The following is a 22,880-nucleotide window of genomic DNA, read 5'->3' as shown; positions in this document are numbered from 1 at the left end:
GTAACACATGTTTTCAAAATTCTTTATCGACCGGCCTGTGTTTGCGGCCGTGTTGTCGATTTTCATCATGCTGGCGGGTTTGGCCGCCATGCGTGGTTTGCCGATTGCGCAGTACCCTGAAATTGCACCGCCCGTGGTGCAGGTGCGTGCAGTTTATCCCGGTGCCTCGGCCGAGGTAATTGCCAGTACCGTGGCTGCCCCCATTGAAAATGCCATCAATGGTGTTGAGAACATGATGTACATGAGCTCAACTTCGGCCAGCAGTGGCGTAGTTGAGATTGTGGTCACGTTCGAGATTGGTACAGACCCCGACCAGGCCGCACTGAACGTGAACAACCGGGTGAAGCAGGTTGAGAACATTTTGCCGCAGGAAGTGCGCAGGCAAGGTGTGACCGTGAACAAGGGTTCGTCGTCGTTCTTGCAGGTGTTGGCGTTTTATTCTGAAGACGGCCGTTTCGACGACTTCTACACCTCGAACTATGTGACCTTGAACGTGCTCGACCGCATCAAGCGAATTCCCGGTACCACCAATGTGCAAATTTTTGGTGCGAAAGACTACGCGATGCGTATTTGGATCAAGCCCGATCGCATGGCCCAGTTGAAGCTGACAGCGGGCGACATTGCCGCCGCGTTGAATGAGCAGAACGCTCAGTTTGCCGCAGGCAAAGTGGGCCAGGCGCCCAACAACAATGGTCAGGAGCTGGTGTACACCATTACGGCGCAAGGTCGCCTGCAAGATGTTGAAGAATTCGAAAATGTGTTGATTCGGGTGAATGCCGACGGTTCTTCATTGCGTCTTAAAGACGTGGCCCGCGTTGAACTGGGCTCGAAAGACTACGACTTCACCGGTCGCATCAATGGCAAGCCAGCCACACTGGTGGGCGTGTTCTTGCAGCCAGGCGCCAATGCGCTGGAGGTAGCAAAAACCGTACAAGGCACGGTGGATGACATTGCAGCAGATTTCCCGGAGGGGCTGGATTATGCGGTGCCCTATGACACCACACGCTTTGTTGAGGTGTCGATTCGTGAGGTTGTAAAAACGCTGATTGAAGCGATGATTCTTGTGTTCATCGTGGTGTATGTATTTCTGCAAAACTGGCGTGCCACATTGATTCCTATCATGGCAGTGCCGGTTTCTTTGCTGGGTGCCTTTGCTGGTTTGTATGTGCTGGGGTATTCGATCAATACGTTGACGCTGTTTGGCATGGTGCTGGCCATTGGTATTGTGGTGGACGATGCCATTGTGGTGCTGGAGAACGTTGAGCGCATTATGCACGAGGAGGGTTTAAGCGCCCGCAAAGCCGCCATTAAGGCCATGCAGGAAGTAACCGGCCCGGTGGTTGCCATTGTGTTGGTGTTGTCGGCCGTGTTTATTCCAATTGGTTTTCTGGGTGGTTTGACCGGTGAGCTGTATCGTCAGTTTGCAATCACGATTTCTATCGCGGTGATTGTTTCCGGCGTGGTGGCGTTGACATTAACCCCCGCATTGTGTGTGTTGATGTTGAAGCATGAACACAAAAAGCCAGGCAGGTTTTTCACGGCATTCAACAATTGGTTTGCACGCGTAACCACCCGCTATGTGGGCGGTGTGAAGTTCATCAGCATGCGCCCAGCCATTGGTATCGGTCTGTTCTTGGTGATGCTGGTGGTGACTGCCGGTTTGTTCAGGGCCACACCGGGTTCACTGGTGCCCGATGAAGACCAAGGCTACTTTATTGCAGCGGTGTTTTTGCCCGATGGCGCAACCTTGCAGCGCACCGACAAAGTCGTGGCCGAAGTGGTGGATGCCGTGGCAGCCAACCCGGCCAATGAATATTCTGTGGCGTTTACCGGTTTCGACTTTTTGGGCGGTAGCTTCAAGAACAACGCCGCCACCATGTTCGTGACCCAGCGCCATTGGGATGAACGCGAGGCGGTGACCAAAGACCTGGTGGGCGAACTGTTCGGCCGCACAGCCGGTGTTCAAGAAGGTTTGGTGCTGGCATTTGCACCACCGCCCATTTTCGGTTTGGGCAATGCCGGTGGCTTTGAGTTTTACATTCAAAACCGGGGTGAAGGCGGCCCGGCCGAATTGGCCAAGGTCATGAATGATTTCATGGCCAAAGCCAATGCAGACCCACGCCTTGCGGGTGTTCAAACCTTGTGGCGCCCGGGTACTCCACAGCTTTATGTGGATGTGGACCGTGAACGTGCGCGCGCCATGGGTGTGAACATCAATGAGGTATTCGACACCCTGTCTGCAAGTCTGGGTACTTATTATGTGAACGACTTCAACAAGTTTGGTCGCACCTGGCAGGTGCTGATGTCGGCCGATGCGCAATACCGCAAAAGCCCGACTGACATTGGCAATATGTATGTGCGTTCCAACAAAGGCGAGATGATCCCCATTTCGGCATTCGCCAAGGTGGAGTTTTCACAAGGCCCGGAAACTTTGGAGCGTTTCAACAATCTGCCTGCAGTGAAACTGTTGGGCAGTGGCGCACCAGGGATCAGCTCTGGCGAGGCCATTAAAGCCATTGAAGACATTGCAGCCGAAGTGTTGCCCGATGATTTCAGTTATGACTTTTCAGGCGCGTCCTTTCAGGAAAAGCGTTCAGCAGGATCATCGAGCTTCGCGTTGATTTTGGGTGCACTGATGGTGTTCCTGATTCTGGCTGCCCAGTATGAAAAGTGGACCTTGCCGTTTTCGGTGCTGTTGGCCATGCCTTTCGGCATATTCGGCGCGCTGCTGGCTGTGTGGATGCGCGACATGACCAACGATGTGTACTTTCAGATCGGCTTGGTGACCTTGTTGGGCCTGGCTGCGAAGAACGCAATTTTGATCGTCGAGTTTGCTGTGTTGAAACGTGAAGAAGGCATGAGCGCCCTTGATGCTTCTCTGGAAGCGGCCCGTTTGCGGTTCCGCCCAATCCTGATGACCTCGTTTGCGTTTATTCTAGGTGTGGTTCCGCTGGCGTTTTTCAGCGGTGCTGGTGCTGGCGCACGTACTGCGGTGGGTACCGGTGTCATGGGTGGCATGACCGCAGCTACCCTGCTGGCCATTTTCTTTGTGCCCCTGTTTTACCGTCTGATTGACAGAAGTGAGAAAGGTGGGCGACACCATGGTGATGAAGAGGAAGCAAATGATTCATCCAATCAATCTACAACGAACAAAGGGGGCGAGCATGTTTAAAACCCTTCCAAAAACAGCAATTGCCTTGGGTTTGACCCTGGCCTTGACCGGCTGTGCATCCAGCATTCCTTTGCTGGAAAAATTCACCGCCAAGCCCGAGCAGCCCGTTGAGGTTGTGGTGCCGGACAACGTCAAGGGCATCGGCATGAAGGATGTTCAAAACGAGGCGTGGTGGTCACTGTTGGGTGATTCCAGTTTGATTGCCGTGGTTGAGCAGGCCTTGAAGAACAACACCGATGTGCGCCTTGCCAATGAACGGTTGAATGAAGCGGGTGCGGTGCTTGGCATCGCCAAATCGCAGCAATGGCCTTCTATTTTTGGTCAGTTCACCAGTGGCCGCAACCGCCCTTCGCAGGCTGGTAACGTGCCTGTGTTTGGTGGTCAGAACGTGTATCAAAGCAATCAGATTGGCGTTGGTGCCAGTTGGGAACTGGACCTGTGGGGTCGAATTGGTGCGCTCGAAGACTCTGCTCGTGCCAGTTTTATGCAGCAAGGCTACAACGTGCGTGGCGCTCGTTTAAGTGTTGCCGCAACCGCTGCTTCCTTGCACACCCAGGTGCGTGTACTACGCCTTCAGGTGAAAGTGCTGGAACAAACACTGGAAAGCCGCGATTCCGCCTACAAGCTGGCCAAGCAACGTTACGACGTGGGTTTGAGCAATGAGTTGCAATTGCGCCAAACGGAAGCGGAGTTGTTGGCGGTGCGTGCGCAGTTGCCCGATACCCGTGAGCAGTTGTCCCGAGCTGAAAATGCACTGGCGGTGATTGTGGGTGGAAACACCCCTGAATTGCCACCGTTGGGGGTCGACAACCTGAACTTGACTACCCTGTTCATTTTGCCGGAGAACACACCCTCCGAATTGCTGTTGCGCCGCCCCGACCTGGCTGCTGCTGAACAACAATTGCTGGCCGGTGAGGCCAATCTTGAAGCGGCACGCAAAGCCTTTTTCCCCACCATTGGTTTGAGTGCGTTCGGTGGTCGGGAAAGTGCTGATCTGAGCGATTTGTTCAGTGGCCCGGCACGCATCTGGAGTTTTCAGTCACAGATCACGCAGCCTATTTTCCAGGCAGGTCGTTTGACGAATGAACGAGATGCGGCCATTGCTCGCCGCAATCAAACCGTGTTGCAATACGAAGCGAGTGTTCGAAGGGCATTCCAGGAAATTTACGATGCCATCGTGGCACAACGTGAAGCCCGCGAGCGGCTGCAAGCCCGTCAGGAGCAGGTTCAAACCCTGACCCAGGTGGTGCGTTTGGCGCAATTGCGCGTAGACAATGGCGTGGCCAATCAGCTTGAATTGCTGGACGCCCAGCGTAATTTGCTGAATGCACAGCTAAGCTGGGCCTCGGCCTGGCAAAGCCAGCAGGGTGCAACCCTGGCCATGATTCGCGCCTTGGGCGGTGGCTTTAATGCCGACCAAGTGGCCTTGAAGGAATAAGCTTTTAATTGAAGTTAATAGTCAAACGGCGACCGGGCAACTGGCCGCCGTTTTTGCTTTATGTATTGAACTTTCACCGGCCTGTGATATAACCAAATTGGGTTAACCCACAGCATTTACCAATAATTCATGCAAAGGAGTTGGAGATGGCAGGTTATTTTGATTTGAGCAAAAGCAGCGATGGTCAGTTCAGGTTTGTGTTGAAAGCAGGCAACCACGAAACCATTTTGACCAGCGAGCTGTACAAAACCAGAGCAGCGGCTGAGAACGGCATTGAATCAGTTCAGAAAAACTGTGGTGATGCCGCTCGTTACGAGAAAAAAGTGGCTGCCAACGGAAAGCATCATTTCAATTTGAAAGCTGCCAATCATCAGATTATTGGTTCCAGCCAGATGTATGCCACAGAATCAGGCTGCGACAACGGCATTGAGTCGGTGAAAACCAATGGCAAGTCGACGACTGTGAAGGATTCGACAGCCTGACATAGAGTGAGAATCATGCAGCATTCACGCTGCATGATTTGCCGCACTGCGGTAGAGCAAATCCCCTATCGGTTCTGTAACTTCACGGTTATGATTAAACCATGACATCAAAGAATGTCATCCTAAACATAGCTGTTGGAGCCCCACCATGACCGCCACCACCACTGCTGCACGAAAAAAAGCCGCGCGCCCTGCGTCGAACACAGACACCGTACTGAAACAGCGCAATGTGAAGTTTGACTGGTCGGAAACGCCGATCGACTGGCTACCCAATGAGCCGTTCTCCAGCTATTTCATCAATGAAATCAACCTGATTTTGCCCGCTGGCGAGTTTTGGTTCTGCCGCCTTTACAACAAGGCGTTGCCTTTCGTGACGGATGAAAAATTGAAAGCGGATGTGCGTGGTTTTATCAAGCAAGAGGCCATGCATGCGCGCGGACACAGTTCTGCCACCGAGGAATATCTGGCTGCGCGGGGCATCAACACCGAACGCAACCAGCAATTGATGAAATGGTTGTTTGACGTGGTGTTGGATGACAAGCCATTCGGAAAGAAAGTACCTGCGCTTTTAGCGCGCCGTTGGATGCTGGCCCGTTTGGGATTGGTGGCAACCATTGAACACATGACTTGCGTTTTGGGCATGTACGCGCTGGAAAACAAAAAGTGGGACGAGATCAACGCAGACCAGGTGATGCTGGACCTGATTCGTTGGCATGGCGCCGAAGAAGTGGAGCACCGAAGTGTTGCCTTCGACCTGTACAAACACCTGGGTGGGGATTACTTGTCGCGTTATTACCTGGCCGCGATTGTGGTCCCCATGATTATTGGTTTGTGGGTGGATGGCGCAGCAAATATTGCCGGGCAAGATCCCCGTTTTGCGAAGAAAAAACCTGCGGTGTACAAACCCTGGATGTGGGTGGAGTGGTTCAAGGCCTCGCGCAGGCAATTGCTGCCCAACCCCCTGTGGCTGGTGTTGCAACAGTTGCCGTATTTCAGCCCGTGGTACGATCCTTCAAAAGAAGGTTCAACAGACATGGCCCAGGCTTATCTGGACCAATCCCCAGCGGCTTTGGCTGCAAGCGCGATTGCCGCAAACATGAAGGTGGCCGCATAAACTGAGCGAGAATTCATGCCAACACAGTGCACAACGAAGCCCTTGATTCTGGATCATGTTGAGCAGTGTGTGGATGAAATCATCCAGCGCCTGGGCAAGGAAATTCGAGTTGGTTTGCCGCTGGGTTTGGGCAAACCGCCCGAATTGATCAATGCACTGTATCTGCGTGCCAAGGCCGACCCTTCAATCAACCTGACCATACTGACCGCGCTTTCGCTGGAAAAGCCGGTTGCTGGGTCTGCCGTAGAAGCGGCATTCCTGACACCTTTTGTTGAGCGTGTGTGGGGTGATTGCCCCGACTTGTTGTATGCAGTCGATGCGACCAACAGCCAATTGCCCGCCAATGTGAAGGTGCAGGAGTTTTTCTTCAAACCGGGTAGCCGCATGAACAATTTGGCGGCTCAACAAAACTATGTGAGCACCAACTACACCACTGCAGCCCGGGATATTTTCAACATGGGTTGTAACCTGACCATGCAGGCTGTTTGCAAGCCCGGCGATGGCCCGGCCACGCAGTACTCACTTAGTTGTAACCCCGACACATCCATTGAGCTGGTCCGCATGCTGCAGGCCAGTGGTCGCACACACCTGGTAGTGGGGGTTGTGAATCAACGTTTGCCCTTCATGGGGCACAGCGCAGTGGTTCCAGCCCATGTTTTCGATGTGGTGGTTGACCATTCGCGCTACTACACCACTTTGTTTTCTACACCCAAGTTGCCCGTTGACCTTGCCGATTATGCCTTGGGTTTTTACACCAGTGCGCTGGTGAAAGACGGCGGCACCCTGCAAGTGGGCATTGGCGCTTTGGGTGATGCCGTAGTACATGCACTGGCTTTGCGCCAAACGGACAATTCAAATTACTGCAACGTTTTGAATGCGCTGAACCGGCCCAATGCCAGCCAGGTATTTGCCGAGCAGATCGGCGGACACACGCCATTTGATGGTGGGCTTTATGGTGCCACTGAAATGTTTGTGGACGGCTTTTTGCATTTGATGCAAACCGGGGTTTTAAAACGCAAGGTATACGGGCACTGGGCATTGCAAAAGTTAATCAACCTGGGTCGCTGTAACCCGCAGCAACTTGAGCCCACCGTGCTGGATGATCTGGCCGAGATCGGAGTTCGGGAAATTTCTCCCGATGACTTCTCGGTATTGAAACAACATGGCCTGTTCAAGGAAGGCGTGTTGCATGAGGGGGTATGGCTGGTGCTGCCCAACGGTCAGCGTGTTCTGGCCAATTTCGCCGACAAGTCCACCCGGATCGCATTACAGGCCAGTGGCCTTGGCCGCAGTTTGAAGCAGGGCATTGTGCTGCATGCAGGCTTCTTCTTGGGACCAGGCTCGATGTACTCCACATTAAGCAACATGCCCGAGGCGGAACGTGATTCCATCCACATGCTGGGCGTGGAGCATGTGAACCAGCTCGACTTGAACCCCGTGCTGTATAGCGAACAACGCACACATGCCCGTTTTATCAATACCGGCATTATGGTGACTTTGGGTGGCGCCGTGGTGTCAGATGGCTTGGACGACGGGCGAGTGATCTCCGGTGTGGGGGGGCAGTACAACTTTGTCTCGATGGCCCACAAGTTGCCCACGGGTCGAAGTATTTTGATGATTCGTGCCGTACGGGAGAATGGGCAGGGCGATGCGCCAAGCAGCAACATTGTTTTCAGCTATGGACATTGCACCATACCGCGCCACCTGCGCGACATTGTTGTCACCGAATATGGCGTTGCCGACCTTCGGGGCAAGTCGGATTCTCAGGTGGCCAAGGCTTTGATCCACATCGCGGATGCGCGTTTTCAGGCGGACTTGCTGGCGCAAGCCAAAAAGGCCGGAAAAATTGAAACTGACTATGAAATTCCTGCTGAGTTTTTGAATAACACCCCCGGTGCGCTGAATTCTAGCTTGGGTCAGTTTGTCGGTTCAGGGGTATTGGCTCCTTTTCCGTTGGGAAGCGACTTCACGCCCGTGGAGTGGGCGCTGGCCAAAGCCTTGAAGCGAGTAAAGGCGCGTGCTGCGAGCACACCAAAATGGAAATTGGCCATGAAAGCTTTGCTTGCGGCCAACCCCCCTGCTTCAGCCCAGCCATTTCTTGAGCGCATGAATCTGCTGCAGCCCGACAGCATTGAAACAAAAGTGGTGCGTGCCCTGCTGCTTGAAGAATTGAAAGCGCAAGGTGAAATCAGTGAGGCTTTGGGGTAGTTACTGCAACTTTCCCTAACTTGCCGAGTCTGACCGACAATGTTATGTTGCGACCTATGACAAAAGTGGTTCGAACCTTTCTGATGTGGATGATGCTGTTTGCGTTGCCTGTTCAAGGCATGGCGCAGGCCAGCATGTTCGCCTGTCATTTGAAAGGCGATTCGACCACCAGTGGGGCTGAAATGATGCACCACGACGGCATGGACCACAGCATGCATTCAATGGGTTCAGGTGATCACGCCGACCCGGATTCCTCCAAAAAACTAATGAAGTCGCTGCACGGTTGCTGCAATTGTGCGCCCACCTGCGCGGTGGTGTTGTTTGCACCGGTTCAAACCAGTTTCGCAGCGGTACAGCAGGCTGCACTACACCCAATTTCAGCGCCACAACTTCCCCATTCCGCCGACACGCGCCGAATAGACCGACCGCCCAAAACACTCGCCATTTGATTCGTGGGCATGCGTGGGATGAAAGCCCTGCATGCCTTGTGTATTGAATGATTGCGAGGATCTATGAAGTTCCAACCCTTATTCGTGCTGCCGCTGCTTGCCATGGCTTTGCCTGCGCATGCAGAAACTGCCGCACCACAGCTTGAATACCAGTCTGCGTTCGAGGCTTATCAGCCCTACAACGACCCTGAAATAAAAAATTGGCCGAATGCCAATCAATTGGTTGATGAAATTGGAGGCTGGCGCGTTTACGCCCGGGAGCCTTACGAAAAAACCGAAAACAGCAAACCCACAGAGACACAAGAACCTGCGAAGCACCAACACGGTCACCAACACGGGGGCGCAAAATGAACATGCCATTTGTGTTGAAAAAAACTGCTGCGGCCGCGGCTGTGTTGGTGCTGGCAGGTTGTGCAAGCGTGAATATCGATGAATCGGTGAGCCAAACCAATCAGGAATTGACCGGTTTCACCAATGGCAAATTGAGCCTTGTTCAAACCGATGAACAACGCCAGGCCATGGCGAGCAAAGCCAACGACATTCTGAAAGAGCCACTAAGCCAGCCAGCCGCCGTGGAGCTGATGTTGACCCACAGCCCCCAGTTCCAAACCGTACTGGCTGAAAACTGGGCGCAGGCTGCACAGGCTGCGCAAGGTGGCCGTATTCACAACCCGGTTTTTGCGTTTGAGCGACTTCGTTTTAACAGCGAACTGGAAATTGGCAGATTGCTGAGTTTTGGGCTGTTGGATTTGCTCAGTTTCCCGGCCCGTCAGGGCATTGCCCGTACCCAGGTTGATCGTGCGCAGTTGCAATTGACCAGCAGTGTGGTGGACCAGGTCACACAGGTACGCCAAGTCTGGGTGGATGCCGTGGCGGCCAAACAGGCACACAGCTACGCCCAACAGGTTTTTGAAAGCGCACAGACCAGCGCAGAGCTGGCTCGCCGCATGCAGGAAGTGGGCAATTTCACGCGCCTGCAGCGTGCCCGACAGCAAAGCTTTTACGCCGATGCAGCCGTGAACCTGGCTGCGACCCGACACAAAGCCACCGCAACCCGAGAAGCCTTGGTGCGCATGCTGGGCCTGAACACTGAACAAACCACACAACTGAAGTTGCCAGATCGACTACCCGATTTGCCTGAAGCGCCTAAAGCCCCTGCTGAAGTGGCCAGGCACGCAGAAGATCGTTTGGATGTGCGCATGGCGAAACAGGGTTTTGATGCCAGTGCCAAGGCACAGGGCTTGGGCAATGTGGCCAGTTTTCTGGACCTTGAGGCGGGTGTGCGTTACGACACGGTGTTTGACAATGAAAGCGGTGAGCGCGGCAATGTCAAAGGTTACGAGTTGGAGCTTAGCCTGCCAATTTTTGACTGGGGTGGCATGAAACGCGATGCCATGAATGCCAACACACTGGCTGCGGCCAACCGGCTGGAGGCCACATTGCGGGGCGCGCAATCTACCCTGCGTGAAAGCTATTCTGCCTACCGCACTACCTACGACATTGCCCGCCATTATCGCGATGAAATCATTCCGTTGCGGCAAACCATCGCCGATGAAAATGTGCTGCGTTACAACGGCATGTTCATTGGTGTGTTCGAGCTGTTGGCAGACAGCCGTGATCAGGTGAACACGGTGGTTCAAGCCATCAATGCCCAAGCGGATTTTTGGCGAGCGGATGCCGCATTGCAAGCCACGGTCGTGGGCAAGCCCATGATGGTATCGGTCAGTGGCGCAGCAGCAAGTGCTGGCGGCGACGCTGGTGGTGGTCACTAAGTAAAAGGATTATAAACATGACTTCCAGACGAGAATTTTTTAAAGCCGCCGCCCTGACAGGTGGTGCAGTGGCTGCGGCCAGTGTCAGCAAGGTCGCCATGAGCGCTTTGCCTGAACCCATTTTGCAAACCTCACCCGACACCATGCCACCTTTGGTGCCCAATACGGGGCGGCCGTACAACCCTGTTGTCACACTGAACAGTTGGACCTTGCCCTGGCGCATGAACAAGGGCGTGAAGGAATTTCACCTGGTGGCAGAGCCTGTGTTGCGGGAAATGGCACCGGGCATGACAGCCCACTTGTGGGGCTACAACGGCCAAAGCCCAGGCCCCACCATTGAAGTGGTGGAAGGCGACCGCGTGCGAATTTTTGTAACCAACAAGTTACCTGAGCACACCAGTATTCACTGGCATGGCCAGCGCCTGCCCAACGGCATGGACGGGGTAACAGGTTTGAACCAGCCCGGCATACCGGCAGGCAAAACTTTTGTGTATGAATTCGAGGCACGCAGGCCCGGTACCTTTATGTATCACCCGCATGCCGATGAAATGGTGCAAATGGCCATGGGCATGATGGGCTTTTGGGTGACTCACCCCAAAAACAAAAACCCGTTGATCAGCGAAGTGGATCGCGACTATTGCTTTTTGCTCAATGCCTACGACATTGATCCTGGCGCGTACACGCCGAAGATCATGACCATGCTCGACTTCAATTTGTTGACCTGGAACAGCCGCCTGTTCCCCGGCATTTCACCGCTGGTTGCGCGCAAAAATGACCGTGTACGACTACGCGTGGGTAATTTGACCATGACCAATCACCCCATTCACATTCATGGCCATGAGTTTGAAGTGACGGGCACCGATGGTGGCCCAACACCCAAGGGTAGCCGCTGGCCGGAAGTGACGGTGGATGTGGCCGTGGGCCAAATGCGGCAAATGGAATTCATTGCCAACGAGGAAGGCGACTGGGCATTTCACTGCCACAAAAGCCACCACACCATGAATGCCATGGGTCACGATGTGCCCACCATGATTGGCGTGGATCACCGGGGCATGACCAAGAAAATCACCAACCTGATTCCAGACTACATGGCCATGGGTGAGCGTGGCATGGCCGACATGGCAGAAATGCAAATGCCCCTGCCCGACAACACCATTCCCATGATGACCGGGGAGGGCCCTTTTGGCTCGGTGGAAATGGGCGGCATGTTCAGCATGTTGAAAGTGCGGAAGGACCAAAAGCTTGGTGACTATTCCGACCCCGGTTGGTACAAGCACCCAGAGGGCACGGTGGCGTACGAGTTCACTGGTGAATTGGCCCGGCCTGCGCGCAGCAGCAATGCGGGTACGCCCAGCATGAAGCTTGCGCAGAAGAATCAGCCGCACATTGAACTGCAAGTGCGCAAACCCACCGGTCATTCCGGCCATTGAGCGTGTAACGCAAGTAAAGGAATGTAAATGTCGAAGTTGCTGGGTGTCTTAATTGCGAGTGTTGCGTTATTTGCAGGTGTGCAGGGTATTGCCCAGGCCCACGGCGAGAAAAAGCATGGCAGCGCCCCGGTTGTGAAAGAACAGACAGACTGGGGTATTGCGGGCGATGCAAAATCCGCCAACAAAACTGTGGATGTCAGCATGGGCGATGACATGCGTTTCAGCCCGGAAAAGCTGACAGTGAGGCAGGGCGAAACCATTCGTTTTGTGGTGCGCAACACGGGGACTTTGCTGCATGAATTTGTGATTGGCACCCAAGCCGAAAATACAAAACATGCAGAGTTGATGTTGAGGTTCCCTGGTATGGAACACGATGAGCCGTACATGGCCCATGTGGATCCAGGACAAACCGGGGAGATTGTTTGGACTTTTAACAGGGCGGGCACTTTTGAATTTGCCTGCCTGATCGCGGGCCATTTTCAGGCTGGCATGGTGGGCACAATTACTGTGATCGCCAACTAAATTTTTGAAGGAGCAATACCATGAACAACACAATCAAACTGAGTGCAATCACTTTGGCCTTGTTGGGCTCAAGCCTGGCTTATGCGGGCAACCATGCAGGTGGTCACAGCCACGACCATGGTGGTGCCAAAGAGGCGAAAGAAACCACGGCCGCCAACACTGAAATGGCCGATGGCGAAATTCGCAAGATCAACAAGAACACCGGCAAGATCACCGTGAAACACGGCGAAATCAAAAGTGTTGAAATGCCACCCATGACCATGGTGTTTGGTGTGGCCGACAAAGCCATGCTGGAAGGCCTGAAAGAAGGTGACAAAGTGAAGTTCAATGTGAAGCAGGAAGGCTCGAACTACACCGTGACCGAGATCAAGAAAGCCAACTAAACTCAGCGATAAGAGATCAGGCCATTGGGTTTGGCAGCGAATGCTTCCAGCCCGTTGGCCTGGTCTGCCAACACACCTGCAATTTCGCCTTCAAAGTGGGCTTGCTCGTTAAAACTTGCCAGGCTGATTCCACGTTGCCCAAACAGTAGCTTGCTGACACTGCAATTGGTAATCATCCAGTTCAGCTTGAATGCGTTTGTATCTGGAAGTTGCAACAGGTTTTGCGCCACAGCCGTAATTGGCCCACCTGAAGTAAACACAATCACATTGGCCGAGGCCGTGCCACGTTTCAATTGCGTGGCTTGCGCAGTCACTGCGCCCAAACCACTCATGACGCGGGTTTTAAACGCCCGCCAGCTTTCCGGGTAATCGGCATCGTGTTCCCCGCTTACCCAGCGCGCAATGGCTTTCTCGAAAATTTGCTGAAAGACCTTGCGGGGGTCGGTGTTTTGCATCACCTGTTTTTCAAACGCATCGGAATCGTCGTACTGCCCAATCAGTGCCTGCAAAATGGCTTCATGGTCGTACTCATTGAGGCCCGCGTGTTGTATTGGTTCCTTGAACACGCCATAGGTGTTGGCAAAGGCCTGCGCCGTTTGTAAATGCCGGTTCATGCTGCCGCTGAAATAGCCATGCAGGTGAATTTTGCGCGCCCTGAACCAAGCGCCCAATTGCGCGGCTTGCAGTTGACCAAGCTCCGACAGTTGATCGTAATCTGCGCTGTCGAAGCTGGCTTGCCCGTGACGAACCAAGTAAATAGTGCCCATGTGTGTTCAGCCCAGTTTTTTGATCAGCGATTTGCAGCGCCAGTCAAAATAATTCACCATGATCCAGAAGTTTTTGAAAGCCGGGTTGCGTGTTTGCTTGTGGTAATAGCGGTAATAAATTTGCTGGGCAATCACGGCAATTCTGAACAAACCAAATACCTCGTAGAAAGTCCAGTTGTTGGTGTGAATGCCGGTTTTTTCCATGTAGTAATCCACCATTTCTTGTCGGGTCATCATGCCTGGTAAATTGGAGGGTTGGCGTTGCAACATCTTCATCAAGAAGTTGTCGTCACCCTGCACCCAGTAGGTAATCCCACTGCCCAAATCCATCAATGGGTCGCCCACCGTAGCCAGCTCCCAATCCAGCGTGCCAATAATTTCAGTGGGGTTGGTCGGACTCAACACCACATTGTCCAAACGCCAGTCGTTGTGAATCATGCACAGCTTCACATCCTCTGGGCAATTCAAATCAAGCCAGCGGCGCACTTTGTTGAATGAACTCACATTCCAGGTGCGTGCCTTGTCGTAACGCTGGTTCCAGCCATCTAGCTGGCGCCGTGTGTAGCCACCGCCTTTGCTTAAGCTGTCCAGCCCGCTGGCGTGAATGTCGATTTGGTGTAGCTCAATCAAACGGTCCAGAAAATTAATGCTCAGTTGCCTGGCCTGCTCACGATTCAGTTGCACACCGCGCGGCATGTGCTTGCGCGGAATAATGCCCTCAATGCGGTGCATCACATAAAATTCGCTGCCGATCAGTGACTCATCGGCGCAGTGGCCGACCATATTGGGCACATAGGGATACACGGGCCTCAACAGGCTTTGAATGCGAAACTCGCGGCCCATGTCGTGCGCGCCTTTTGCCTTGGTGCCTTTGGGTGGGCGGCGTAAAATCAAATCGGCTTCGGGATATTTTAGCCGGTAGGTCCAGTTCGATGCGCCGCCAGAGTACTGCGTCAATTCGGGCTCGTCGCTCAGTGTCAAACCCTGCGTGCGCAGCCAGCCCGTAACCACATCGGTATTTAGTTCCTCACCCTTTCGAACCGTACTGCCTTTGTCGAGCACTGAGTCACTGACTGATTTTGAAAGCTCAGTCATTATTTGAAACCTCGCTTCATCAACTCAATTCTGGCAATCACGCCTTTGTGTACTTCATCCGGGCCATCGGCCAGGCGCAGGCTGCGGGCCTGAATGTAAAAGCCAGACAATGGCGTGTCGCGGCTTACACCCGCACCACCGTGCATTTGAATGGCCATGTCCACCACTTGCTCCAGCACGTTGGGCGCCACCACTTTAATGGCTGCAATTTCAGTCATTGCACCCAGTGCACCAAGCTGGTCGAGTTTCCAAGCTGCGTACAAGGTCAGCAGGCGGGCCTGGTCGATGGCCAAACGTGCCTCGGCCACACGTTCGCGATTGCCGCCCAGGTTGATCAGAGGTTTCCCAAATGCCACGCGTGAAATACCGCGTTTGATCATCAGGTCCAGCGACTCTTCGGCTGCGCCAATGCAGCGCATGCAATGGTGAATGCGGCCTGGGCCCAGGCGGCCTTGTGCAATTTCGAAACCCTTGCCTAGCCCGGCAATTACATTGATGGCTGGCACGCGAACATTGCTGAATTCAACTTCACCGTGGCCATGTGGTTCATCGTAGGTGCCGAACACGGGCAGCATGCGTTTGATGGAAACGCCAGGTGTGTTCAATGGCACCAGCACCATGGTGTGCTGGTGATGGCGGTCCTTGTCAGGGTTTTCGGTGCGAGCCATCACGATGGCAATTTTTGCACGCGGATCGCCAATCCCGCTGCTCCACCACTTGGTGCCGTTAATCACCACCTCATCACCTTCCAGTGTGGCGGTGGCCTGCATATTGGTGGCATCGCTGCTGGCCACATCGGGTTCGGTCATGCAAAAAACAGATCGGATTTCGCCCGCCAGCAGAGGTTCCAACCATTCTTTCTTCTGTGCGTCGCTGCCGTACTTCCACAGCACTTCCATATTGCCGGTGTCCGGGGCGTTGCAGTTGAACACCTCGGGTGCCATCAGGCTACGGCCTGTTTCCTCAGCGATCAGCGCATATTCCATGGTGGTCAAGCCTGCGCCCAGTTTGTCGTCGGGCAAAAACATATTCCACAAACCGGCTTCGCGCGCCTTGCTTTTCAGGGCTTCCATTTCAGGGGGAATGCGCCAGTTGACCCACTCCCGACCGTTGCACTGGGCGTCGATTTTGTCCCAGTAGGCTGCTTCAAGCGGGGCAATTTCATTTTTCATGAAGGCGCGAACGCGCTTTACAAAGTCTTGCGCTTTGGCGCTGGGTTCAAAATTCACAACCGGTCTCCTGATTATTTTGGCGGTTCGGCTTGTTTCCTCCGATATCATCCATGCTAACGGAAATTACAAGGTGTCAACAATATGCGTGCTTTGGGCAAAGTTTTGATTTCAGCAGTTTTGCTGCCTGTGGCGGTGATTGGTGGTGTTGTAGTGTTTGGTTCTACTCCTGTAGAGCCTGTGGCCTGGAATCCGGCGCTCATGCCCAGCCTGACTTCCGGCCCCTATGCAAACAATAACTTGCTTGAAAAAGCCGAGGTATTTGGCACCTACAACCTGTTGCAGCCAGAATCGATTGCTCCGGGGGCGGATGGTTTGCTATACACCGGCATGAACACTGGCGAGATTGTTCGGTTCGACCCCGTCAAACTGCAAGTGCCCGAAAGTCCGCAAACAACCCCCTTCGATTTGATTGCCAATACGAAAGGCCGCCCCTTGGGTCTGGTGTTTCATCCTGACGGATTTCTGGTGGTGGCCGATGCAATCAAAGGCCTGTTGAAAGTGACGCAGCAAGGCGAGGTGTCGGTGTTGAGCACCGAGTCGCAAGGTTTGCCCTTCAAGTTTGTAGACGATGTGGCAGTGAGCGCCGATGGCCGTTATGCCTATTTTTCAGACGCGTCTAGCAAGTTTGATCTGAATAATTACGTGTTGGATATTCTTGAACATGGTCCAAACGGGCGCTTGCTTCAATACGATTTTCAAACGGGCGAAACCAAGACGCTGCTCAGTGGCTTGCAATTCGCAAACGGTGTCACAGTGTCAAAAGCGGGCGACTATGTATTGGTGAATGAAACGGGTGAATACCGCGTGGTTCGATACTGGTTGCAAGGCGAGAAAGCCGGGACCAGCGATATTTTCATCGACGCCTTGCCTGGTTTTCCCGACAACATTCGCACCGACACAGACGGCAATTACTGGGTGGCAGTACCCAGTTTACGTGACCCTTTGCTGGATTCGCTGGCAGGCAAGCCAGCTGTTCGAAAAGCAATGGCAAAATTACTGAATTACGTTCAATTTCTGATCACGCCCAAGGCCATGGCCCTGGCGATTAATCCGCAGGGTACAGTGATTGCCAACCTGCAAGCCGAGAAGGCGGGGGCTTATTACCATTACATCACGCAGGCCACGCCCTTTGATGGCAAACTGTACTTTGGATCTGTGCACATCAACGGGGTGGCAACTATTTCCAACCCCTTGGGTCAATAAAGAATTCATTGGTACGTAAAGGAGTTTTCTGATGGCAAAAGCAGCAGCAAAAAAACCCGACATGCCTTCAATCAACATCGGCATTCCCGATGCCAAGCGTGCAGCTATTGCCCAGGCCCTTAGCCGCCTGTTGGCTGAAACCTATACTTTGTATTTGACCACGCACAATTTCCACTGGAATGTGACTGGCAAAATGTTCAATACCCTGCACACCATGTTCATGGGTCAATACACCGAAATGTGGAATGCAGTGGACCCAATTGCGGAACGCATTCGAGCACTGGGTTTTCATGCACCGGGTTCTTACGCCGAGTTCGCAAAATTAAGCACCTTGAAAGATGCGCCCGCCAAGCCGCCAAAGGCCATGGAAATGGTGGAAATTCTGGCCAAGGGCCACGAGGCGCTTGCGCGTACAGCCCGCGAGATTTTTCCGATCATTGAAGACGGGGATGATCAGCCTTCTGCGGATATCCTGACCCAGCGCATGGACATACATGAAAAAACAGCCTGGATGCTTCGTGCTTTGCTTGAAGATTGATTCCGGTGTTGTCTGGTAACCCAAGCGGGTGGGCAAACCTGTTTTGCCCTTTCTTTTGCATCTGTTTGACCTTGCTGCGAGTAGTGTTAACGTGACCGAAAAAAATTCTCCAGACCCGAGCGACTTTGACTATGAGGCTGCGCTTCTGGCCTGTGCTCGAGGCGAAAAATTTGCGTTGCAGGCCATTTATGCGCGCGACAGCCGTTGGCTGTTTTCGGTGGCGTACAGAATCGTGAAACGGCGTGAATTGGCCGAAGAGGTGTTACACGATGCCATGGTCAAGGTCTGGAATCGATCTCGCTTATACTCACCCGCCTTGGGATCAGCGCGTGGTTGGGTGTACACGGTGGTTCGCAACCAGGCGTTAAACTCTGTACGCAAGCGTCTGATGGAAGTGTCTTCCGAAGAGTACGATGTGCCCGAGCTGTCGACCAACGACAATCAGGAATTGGCCCAGGAAGCTGAAAAACTAAGCGCGTGTTTGGGAAAGCTCGACGAAACCAAGCGCAACGCCATTGTGTTGGCCTTTGTTGATGGTTACACCCATGAGCAAATCGCACAGAGGCTGAATTCGCCCCTCGGCAGCGTGAAAAGCTGGATACGCCGGGGATTGTTGAAATTGAAGGAGTGTTTGTCATGACAGAGACGACGCAGACAGAAGCCAAGATTATCGAGGCTGGTGAGTACGTGCTCGGCGTAATGACAGACGCTGAGCGACAGGATTTTGAGCGCCGCTTGAACCAGGACCCAGAACTCGCCAAAGAGGTGAGCAACTGGACGGATCACTTTGCCGCCATGTCTCGAAAATTCGAGCAAGAGCCAGTTAGTGCCAAAGTGTGGGCCAAGGTAGACCATTCATTGACCCGTGCAAGCGAGACAACAGCTTCAGTTGCTCCTCTGGCATGGCTTTGGAAAGGTTGGGCGGTTGCTGCAAGCACTGCTGCGGTGGTGCTGGGTGTGCAGTTGCTGGGTGCAGGCCAAGCGCCCAATGATGGCCCACGTTATGTTGCTGTGATGAAAAGCCCCGACAAAACAACCGAGTGGTTGGTCGAAGCCATGCCAGATGACACCATTCGTGTGTATCAAATCGGCAACCTTCCAATTGAGGGCAACCCGGCCAACATGGGCAAAACGCTGCAATTGTGGACCAAAGCACCTTCGGACCCAGCGCCCACTTCATTGGGGCTGATGGAATGGGGCAAGCCGATGGTGGTGCCCGCAAACAATTTACCTGAATTGGTAGAGAAGCAATTGTTTGAAGTCACGCTGGAGCCGGCAGGAGGATCACCTTTGGGCAATCGACCTTCCGGTGAAATCATGTTCATTGGTACGGCGGTGGCGTTGAGGTAATTCGTCGCAAAGTTGGAAACGAAAAAAAACCCCGGTCTTTTGAACCGGGGTTTTTTTTCAGCTTTGAATTACTGCTGGTTGTAAATAATCGCCAGGTCACGAAGATCGGCAGGCCCTGTCCCGCCACCGATTTGATTGGTGGCACCTGCACCAATCAAGGCGCCAGCTGGCATCGCAGCACCTGTACTCAAGTTGATGTCAAACAGGCTGTATGGTCCAGTCGTACCGATACGTCCTGCAATCACACGGGCACCATCGTCACCACCCACCACATCGAAGCCGGCAAAGTTATTCAAACCGCCACCACCAACGGCGCCGATTTGCCTGAGCAAACCGGTGTTGGGTGGTAGCTGTTGCAACAATGTTGAGTTGACGGAATCAATATCAAACATTCTTGTGGATGGGGCTGGGCGAATGGTCGACGAGAAATTGCGGGTATACGCAATTTGCGTCACGCTGAAATCAACTGCGGCTGGCGTTGGTGCACCAGCGTCTGATCTAAGATCTCCGCCTGCCGGGTCTCCACCTGGCGCAGCCGTTTGGTCTCTTTCAACGATGGTTGCACCCGTGTCCACATTGATGCGATAGTTTTCGCCGTCACCATTGCCCGAGCTGACCAGTCGCAAACGATCTGCAGCCGGGTTGAAGTCAATGCTGTAAACCTTTGCGGCATCAAATGCCAGCGCAGCACCTGCGGTGTTGGCATTGCTCAGGCTCGACTTCAAAGTCGATGCACCTGTATCAGGATTGATGGTGTACAACTTGCCATTCGTTCCGTTGCGCACAAAGCCGTACAACTCGCCGGTGGCTGGGCGTACATCAATGCCTAGCAATTGGTCACCCGCTGCCAGGCCAGTCACCGCAATTGGTGTGCTAATGGTGTTTGGTGTGCGCAGCGTGAAGGAGAACAGCGTGGGGGCTGTCAATGTACCGTTCAGACCAACTACGGTTGGATTTTTGTTCAGTTCAAGAGCGAGTCCGATCACATTGCCGCTGATGTTCACATTGCCAAGCAGCGCAGCTGCGTTGGTCGCAATGGGCAATGTCTCTGCGGGGTCAGGAATCCGTACCGTGTACAACCCTTTGCTCGCACCCACTGTCAGCAGGGCATAGCCGACATTCGTTTCTGGATCGATGTCAAAGCCGTTAACAGCTGTTGCGCTCACTCCCAGGGGCGCAATGTCGGTCAAAGTTCCAGGGTTTGCGCTTTGTAGTACCAAGCGGCTGTTCACCGTGTCGATGTCAAACAAGCGAGTGCCACTGGTGCCGTCGAACGAGTTGGTGTACGCCGCGCCAGTGGTTTCAGCATTGGCCGGGCCGCCATTGATTTCCAGATCGGTAATGGTTTGCCCCGCTGTTTTTGTAGCGCGGCGATCGTTGTCCAGAAAAATACGCAGGTTCTGACCTGCATCGCTGACAACGCGCAAGGCGTCAGCCGCCGGGTTGAAGTCGACGCCAAAATTATCGCCCAGCAAAGTGGCGTACGCGGCATTTCCTGGCGAGTCGTCTGCAGGGTCAGCCACCAAGGTGGCAATAAAAGTCAGTTCGCCAGTGCTTGTGTTGACTGTGTAAGCCCGACCCACATCGCTGGCGTCTTTGGTGACCACGTACAGCTTACTGTTGAAAGGGCGGAAGTCCATGCCAATGGCGACTTCGCCGCTGCTCATGAAGCCACTTAGCTGGGTGCTGGTTCTAAGCTGAGAGGGGTTGTCACGGTTGAGCGACGCCAACTGGTTTGCGTCTGTCAGCAAGAACACATCACCGGCACTTAAGTTCAGGTTGTCATCATCTGAAAAACAACCACCCAACACCAAACTGGACAAAGCCAGTGCCACAAATTTTTTCTTGAATATCATTTTTAATCCCTCTGTCGTTGATGCTTAAAACAGGTGTCAAATTACAAGTCGACAGAGAGGGAACACCCGGTGGCGGGTTTTGGATGCAGCTATATCACCTGGCCTTTTAGTTTCAAACCGTCAAGGTTCAAAATTTCAATATTGCCCCGTCCCAGTTGCAGCAAGCCGTCATTTTCGAGTTCTTTCAGCATTTGGTTCACGGTCTGCCGGGAAACTGACAGCATGGCCGACAGTTTTTCCTGCGACACATGCAAAGTTCGGGCGCTAACTGTGTTGCTGTCAGCGCGTATACCGTAACCCTCTGCCATTTGCAGTAATCTGCGGGCCAGTCGTGTGTGGGTGGGCAGCAGGGCCGCATCCTCAATCGCGCCAAAAATAAGACGCACTTTCTGAGTCAGCAACAGGCCAAAATCACGCCAGTAATTGGGGTTCTCTGCAATGAGTTGGTCGAGCAATGTTTGCCGAACGTGGAACACGGTGGCCGGTCCATCGGCCATGGCGTCGTGGGTTCTGGGTTGCCGGTCAAACAGGCAAATTTCCCCAAACCAGTCGGGCGGGTCGATCAAAGTCAAGATCACGTGTTTGTCTTCCGCGCCGTGTTTGCTGGCCCCTACAATTTGAACCGAACCACTGAGCACTGCGTACAGCCCGTCGGCACAGTCACCCCTCGAGAACAAGCGTTGCCCGTTTTGAAACTGGCGCAGCGCACCGTGTTTTAGCAAAGCCTGTTGAAGGTTACTTGGCAGGTTGGCAAACCACTTTCCGCGGTTCAAAATGTGTTGAATATTGAGTGTTTGCATTGTTGTTTTGTAAATGTCTCCACCTTTGCCACTAAATTAGCATCAAATGTCAGGCAATTGACAGACCTTTGGAGTGTGATTTGTAACCATATACCCTCAAAATCAAATATTTAGTGCAATTGCCGCTTCGAGGAGAACAAGCCATGAGAACCCTGGTTGACCAACTGGCCACGTATGCCACCTATCACCGTGACCCTCGCAACATTGCCACGCACTTTATTGGCGTGCCCCTTATTGTGTTGTCGGTGCTTATTCTCTTGTCGCGTGCGTCGATCGATGTTGCCGGTATTGCGGTAACGCCAGCTTTGGTGATGTTTCTGCTGTCCAGCCTGTTTTATTTCAAGCTCAGCTTGAGTTACGGCCTGGCCATGTTTTTTATTCACGGCGCTTTGTTGTTGACTGCCGGGCATTTCGCAACGTTAAGCACAGTGGCTTGGTTGGGTGCCGGCGTGGGAAGTTTTGTGGTGGGCTGGATTATCCAGTTTGTTGGTCACTACTACGAAGGGCGCAAACCCGCGTTTGTGGACGATGTGATTGGTTTGGCAATTGGCCCTTTGTTTGTCGTCGCCGAACTGGGCTTTTTAATCGGCCTGGGCAAGAAAACCCAGTTGCAGGTTGAAGCAATCGCAGGGCCTGTTCGTCGCCGCGACACGGCGAACGCCTGAAGAAATCAGGGGGATTATTTAGAATCCCCAGTGCACATCCACATTCTTCTTTTGCGCCTCTTCCAGCATTTTCAGCAATGGGAAGGCCAGCTGCTCAAGAGCCACATGGTCTTTAAGGGCAATCTTCTCTTCCACCGTCAGTTCGTCTTCATTGACCGGGTTCTCGGCTTTGGCCATGCGCTCCATGTTCACAGCAGCAACCAGTTGTGCATGCGCATGTGCAAGGTCCTGGGGCTCGATCACGCCGCATTCGCTGGCCTCAATTCCCATAATTCGAAATAGCTGCTCTGCGTTGGACTTGAACATCACAATGTCGCCGGCTGCTTTGGATTTAAATTTCACAATACCCATTCTGTTCACACTCTGGTTATCACTGCTATTGATCTGCATGAAGTGCCCCTACA

General features: G+C 53.4%; 22 protein-coding genes. 16 read left to right on the top strand and 6 right to left on the bottom strand.

Annotated elements, in window-relative coordinates; all coding sequences use genetic code 11:
* Nucleotides 1-7: 7 nt before the first annotated feature.
* The 11 genes from P0D43_RS02375 to P0D43_RS02325 all read left to right on the top strand — a co-directional run bounded on the left by P0D43_RS02375 (nucleotide 8) and on the right by P0D43_RS02325 (nucleotide 12,970).
* The gene (locus P0D43_RS02375; RefSeq protein ID WP_394673130.1) at nucleotides 8-3,172 is read left to right on the top strand and encodes an efflux RND transporter permease subunit; all 3,165 of its coding nucleotides are present in this window, start codon (nucleotides 8-10) and stop codon (nucleotides 3,170-3,172) included.
* Nucleotides 3,165-4,610, top strand: a complete 1,446-nt coding sequence (locus tag P0D43_RS02370) for an efflux transporter outer membrane subunit (RefSeq protein WP_159569174.1) — start codon at nucleotides 3,165-3,167, stop codon at nucleotides 4,608-4,610. Before P0D43_RS02375 ends, P0D43_RS02370 begins: the two co-directional genes overlap by 8 nt.
* 146 nt (nucleotides 4,611-4,756) lie before the next feature.
* Nucleotides 4,757-5,092, top strand: coding sequence for a YegP family protein (locus P0D43_RS02365; RefSeq protein WP_341237737.1), 336 nt, complete (start codon nucleotides 4,757-4,759; stop codon nucleotides 5,090-5,092).
* Between the two features lie 148 nt (nucleotides 5,093-5,240).
* The gene (locus P0D43_RS02360; protein ID WP_394673129.1) at nucleotides 5,241-6,206 is read left to right on the top strand and encodes a metal-dependent hydrolase; all 966 of its coding nucleotides are present in this window, start codon (nucleotides 5,241-5,243) and stop codon (nucleotides 6,204-6,206) included.
* 15 nt (nucleotides 6,207-6,221) lie between these two features.
* Nucleotides 6,222-8,414, top strand: coding sequence for an acetyl-CoA hydrolase/transferase C-terminal domain-containing protein (locus tag P0D43_RS02355; RefSeq protein ID WP_394673128.1), 2,193 nt, complete (start codon nucleotides 6,222-6,224; stop codon nucleotides 8,412-8,414).
* Between the two features lie 44 nt (nucleotides 8,415-8,458).
* On the top strand, nucleotides 8,459-8,863 hold the full coding sequence (locus P0D43_RS02350) for a hypothetical protein (RefSeq protein WP_394673127.1): 405 nt from the start codon (nucleotides 8,459-8,461) through the stop codon (nucleotides 8,861-8,863).
* A 63-nt stretch (nucleotides 8,864-8,926) separates the two neighbouring features.
* Nucleotides 8,927-9,214: a hypothetical protein gene (locus tag P0D43_RS02345; RefSeq protein ID WP_159569170.1), complete on the top strand. Its 288-nt coding sequence runs from the start codon at nucleotides 8,927-8,929 to the stop codon at nucleotides 9,212-9,214.
* The gene (locus P0D43_RS02340; protein WP_394673126.1) at nucleotides 9,211-10,635 is read left to right on the top strand and encodes a TolC family protein; all 1,425 of its coding nucleotides are present in this window, start codon (nucleotides 9,211-9,213) and stop codon (nucleotides 10,633-10,635) included. Before P0D43_RS02345 ends, P0D43_RS02340 begins: the two co-directional genes overlap by 4 nt.
* A 17-nt stretch (nucleotides 10,636-10,652) precedes the next feature.
* Entirely contained in the window at nucleotides 10,653-12,065 is a 1,413-nt protein-coding gene (locus P0D43_RS02335) for a multicopper oxidase family protein (protein ID WP_394673125.1), read from the top strand.
* 27 nt (nucleotides 12,066-12,092) lie between these two features.
* Complete coding sequence (locus tag P0D43_RS02330) at nucleotides 12,093-12,587, top strand: cupredoxin family protein (RefSeq protein WP_341237692.1); 495 nt, start codon at nucleotides 12,093-12,095, stop codon at nucleotides 12,585-12,587.
* A 20-nt stretch (nucleotides 12,588-12,607) separates the two neighbouring features.
* A complete protein-coding gene (locus tag P0D43_RS02325) occupies nucleotides 12,608-12,970 on the top strand; it encodes a copper-binding protein (RefSeq protein WP_394673124.1) in 363 nt (120 codons plus the stop codon).
* Between the two features lie 2 nt (nucleotides 12,971-12,972).
* On the opposite strand, the gene P0D43_RS02320 is transcribed toward P0D43_RS02325, so the two are convergent.
* Genes P0D43_RS02320 through P0D43_RS02310 form a run of 3 tightly spaced genes read right to left on the bottom strand, consistent with a single transcriptional unit; the run spans nucleotide 12,973 to nucleotide 16,061 of the window.
* Nucleotides 12,973-13,737 (bottom strand): histidine phosphatase family protein, encoded by a 765-nt coding sequence (locus tag P0D43_RS02320; protein ID WP_394673123.1) that lies wholly within the window; start codon nucleotides 13,735-13,737, stop codon nucleotides 12,973-12,975.
* A gap of 6 nt (nucleotides 13,738-13,743) precedes the next feature.
* On the bottom strand, nucleotides 13,744-14,832 hold the full coding sequence (locus tag P0D43_RS02315; protein WP_394673122.1) for a phosphotransferase family protein: 1,089 nt from the start codon (nucleotides 14,830-14,832) through the stop codon (nucleotides 13,744-13,746).
* Nucleotides 14,832-16,061, bottom strand: coding sequence for an acyl-CoA dehydrogenase family protein (locus P0D43_RS02310; RefSeq protein WP_394673121.1), 1,230 nt, complete (start codon nucleotides 16,059-16,061; stop codon nucleotides 14,832-14,834). Before P0D43_RS02310 ends, P0D43_RS02315 begins: the two co-directional genes overlap by 1 nt.
* Nucleotides 16,062-16,166: 105 nt before the next feature.
* Here P0D43_RS02310 and P0D43_RS02305 point away from each other — a divergent pair, with 105 nt between their 5' ends.
* From P0D43_RS02305 to P0D43_RS02290, 4 genes are all read left to right on the top strand, one after another.
* Nucleotides 16,167-17,267: an SMP-30/gluconolactonase/LRE family protein gene (locus P0D43_RS02305; protein WP_394673120.1), complete on the top strand. Its 1,101-nt coding sequence runs from the start codon at nucleotides 16,167-16,169 to the stop codon at nucleotides 17,265-17,267.
* A gap of 31 nt (nucleotides 17,268-17,298) precedes the next feature.
* Nucleotides 17,299-17,805: a Dps family protein gene (locus P0D43_RS02300; protein ID WP_159569162.1), complete on the top strand. Its 507-nt coding sequence runs from the start codon at nucleotides 17,299-17,301 to the stop codon at nucleotides 17,803-17,805.
* Between the two features lie 91 nt (nucleotides 17,806-17,896).
* On the top strand, nucleotides 17,897-18,445 hold the full coding sequence (locus P0D43_RS02295) for a sigma-70 family RNA polymerase sigma factor (protein ID WP_159569161.1): 549 nt from the start codon (nucleotides 17,897-17,899) through the stop codon (nucleotides 18,443-18,445).
* Nucleotides 18,442-19,155 (top strand): anti-sigma factor domain-containing protein, encoded by a 714-nt coding sequence (locus P0D43_RS02290; RefSeq protein WP_159569160.1) that lies wholly within the window; start codon nucleotides 18,442-18,444, stop codon nucleotides 19,153-19,155. Before P0D43_RS02295 ends, P0D43_RS02290 begins: the two co-directional genes overlap by 4 nt.
* Before the next feature lie 68 nt (nucleotides 19,156-19,223).
* Here the strand turns inward: P0D43_RS02290 and P0D43_RS02285 are convergent, their stop codons facing one another.
* Nucleotides 19,224-21,011, bottom strand: a complete 1,788-nt coding sequence (locus tag P0D43_RS02285) for a DUF4394 domain-containing protein (protein ID WP_394673119.1) — start codon at nucleotides 21,009-21,011, stop codon at nucleotides 19,224-19,226.
* Nucleotides 21,012-21,100: 89 nt separating this feature from the next.
* Nucleotides 21,101-21,811, bottom strand: coding sequence for a Crp/Fnr family transcriptional regulator (locus P0D43_RS02280; RefSeq protein WP_159569158.1), 711 nt, complete (start codon nucleotides 21,809-21,811; stop codon nucleotides 21,101-21,103).
* A 143-nt stretch (nucleotides 21,812-21,954) separates the two neighbouring features.
* Here P0D43_RS02280 and P0D43_RS02275 point away from each other — a divergent pair, with 143 nt between their 5' ends.
* Nucleotides 21,955-22,476: a DUF962 domain-containing protein gene (locus P0D43_RS02275; RefSeq protein ID WP_394673118.1), complete on the top strand. Its 522-nt coding sequence runs from the start codon at nucleotides 21,955-21,957 to the stop codon at nucleotides 22,474-22,476.
* Nucleotides 22,477-22,494: 18 nt separating this feature from the next.
* Here the strand turns inward: P0D43_RS02275 and P0D43_RS02270 are convergent, their stop codons facing one another.
* Nucleotides 22,495-22,866, bottom strand: coding sequence for a DUF1840 domain-containing protein (locus P0D43_RS02270; protein ID WP_394673117.1), 372 nt, complete (start codon nucleotides 22,864-22,866; stop codon nucleotides 22,495-22,497).
* Between the last annotated feature and the right edge of the window lie 14 nt (nucleotides 22,867-22,880).

The organism is Limnobacter sp., assembly GCF_043511195.1.
Classification (GTDB): Bacteria; Pseudomonadota; Gammaproteobacteria; order Burkholderiales; family Burkholderiaceae_B; genus Limnobacter.
The sequence above is the reverse complement of the archived record's forward strand: the minus strand, read 5'-3'. Positions and strand labels throughout refer to the sequence as shown.

What these genes read in the sequence shown, in the direction of transcription:
- P0D43_RS02325 (WP_394673124.1), top strand. Translation starts at nt 12,608, where the DNA reads ATGAACAACACAATCAAACTGAGTGCAATCACTTTGGCCTTGTTGGGC.
- P0D43_RS02340 (WP_394673126.1), top strand. Translation starts at nt 9,211, where the DNA reads ATGAACATGCCATTTGTGTTGAAAAAAACTGCTGCGGCCGCGGCTGTG.
- P0D43_RS02375 (WP_394673130.1), top strand. Translation starts at nt 8, where the DNA reads ATGTTTTCAAAATTCTTTATCGACCGGCCTGTGTTTGCGGCCGTGTTG.
- P0D43_RS02330 (WP_341237692.1), top strand. Translation starts at nt 12,093, where the DNA reads ATGTCGAAGTTGCTGGGTGTCTTAATTGCGAGTGTTGCGTTATTTGCA.
- P0D43_RS02360 (WP_394673129.1), top strand. Translation starts at nt 5,241, where the DNA reads ATGACCGCCACCACCACTGCTGCACGAAAAAAAGCCGCGCGCCCTGCG.
- P0D43_RS02315 (WP_394673122.1), bottom strand. Translation starts at nt 14,832, where the DNA reads ATGACTGAGCTTTCAAAATCAGTCAGTGACTCAGTGCTCGACAAAGGC.
- P0D43_RS02320 (WP_394673123.1), bottom strand. Translation starts at nt 13,737, where the DNA reads ATGGGCACTATTTACTTGGTTCGTCACGGGCAAGCCAGCTTCGACAGC.
- P0D43_RS02280 (WP_159569158.1), bottom strand. Translation starts at nt 21,811, where the DNA reads ATGCAAACACTCAATATTCAACACATTTTGAACCGCGGAAAGTGGTTT.
- P0D43_RS02270 (WP_394673117.1), bottom strand. Translation starts at nt 22,866, where the DNA reads ATGCAGATCAATAGCAGTGATAACCAGAGTGTGAACAGAATGGGTATT.
- P0D43_RS02290 (WP_159569160.1), top strand. Translation starts at nt 18,442, where the DNA reads ATGACAGAGACGACGCAGACAGAAGCCAAGATTATCGAGGCTGGTGAG.
- P0D43_RS02335 (WP_394673125.1), top strand. Translation starts at nt 10,653, where the DNA reads ATGACTTCCAGACGAGAATTTTTTAAAGCCGCCGCCCTGACAGGTGGT.
- P0D43_RS02355 (WP_394673128.1), top strand. Translation starts at nt 6,222, where the DNA reads ATGCCAACACAGTGCACAACGAAGCCCTTGATTCTGGATCATGTTGAG.
- P0D43_RS02365 (WP_341237737.1), top strand. Translation starts at nt 4,757, where the DNA reads ATGGCAGGTTATTTTGATTTGAGCAAAAGCAGCGATGGTCAGTTCAGG.
- P0D43_RS02350 (WP_394673127.1), top strand. Translation starts at nt 8,459, where the DNA reads ATGTTGCGACCTATGACAAAAGTGGTTCGAACCTTTCTGATGTGGATG.
- P0D43_RS02285 (WP_394673119.1), bottom strand. Translation starts at nt 21,011, where the DNA reads ATGATATTCAAGAAAAAATTTGTGGCACTGGCTTTGTCCAGTTTGGTG.
- P0D43_RS02370 (WP_159569174.1), top strand. Translation starts at nt 3,165, where the DNA reads ATGTTTAAAACCCTTCCAAAAACAGCAATTGCCTTGGGTTTGACCCTG.
- P0D43_RS02300 (WP_159569162.1), top strand. Translation starts at nt 17,299, where the DNA reads ATGGCAAAAGCAGCAGCAAAAAAACCCGACATGCCTTCAATCAACATC.
- P0D43_RS02275 (WP_394673118.1), top strand. Translation starts at nt 21,955, where the DNA reads ATGAGAACCCTGGTTGACCAACTGGCCACGTATGCCACCTATCACCGT.
- P0D43_RS02345 (WP_159569170.1), top strand. Translation starts at nt 8,927, where the DNA reads ATGAAGTTCCAACCCTTATTCGTGCTGCCGCTGCTTGCCATGGCTTTG.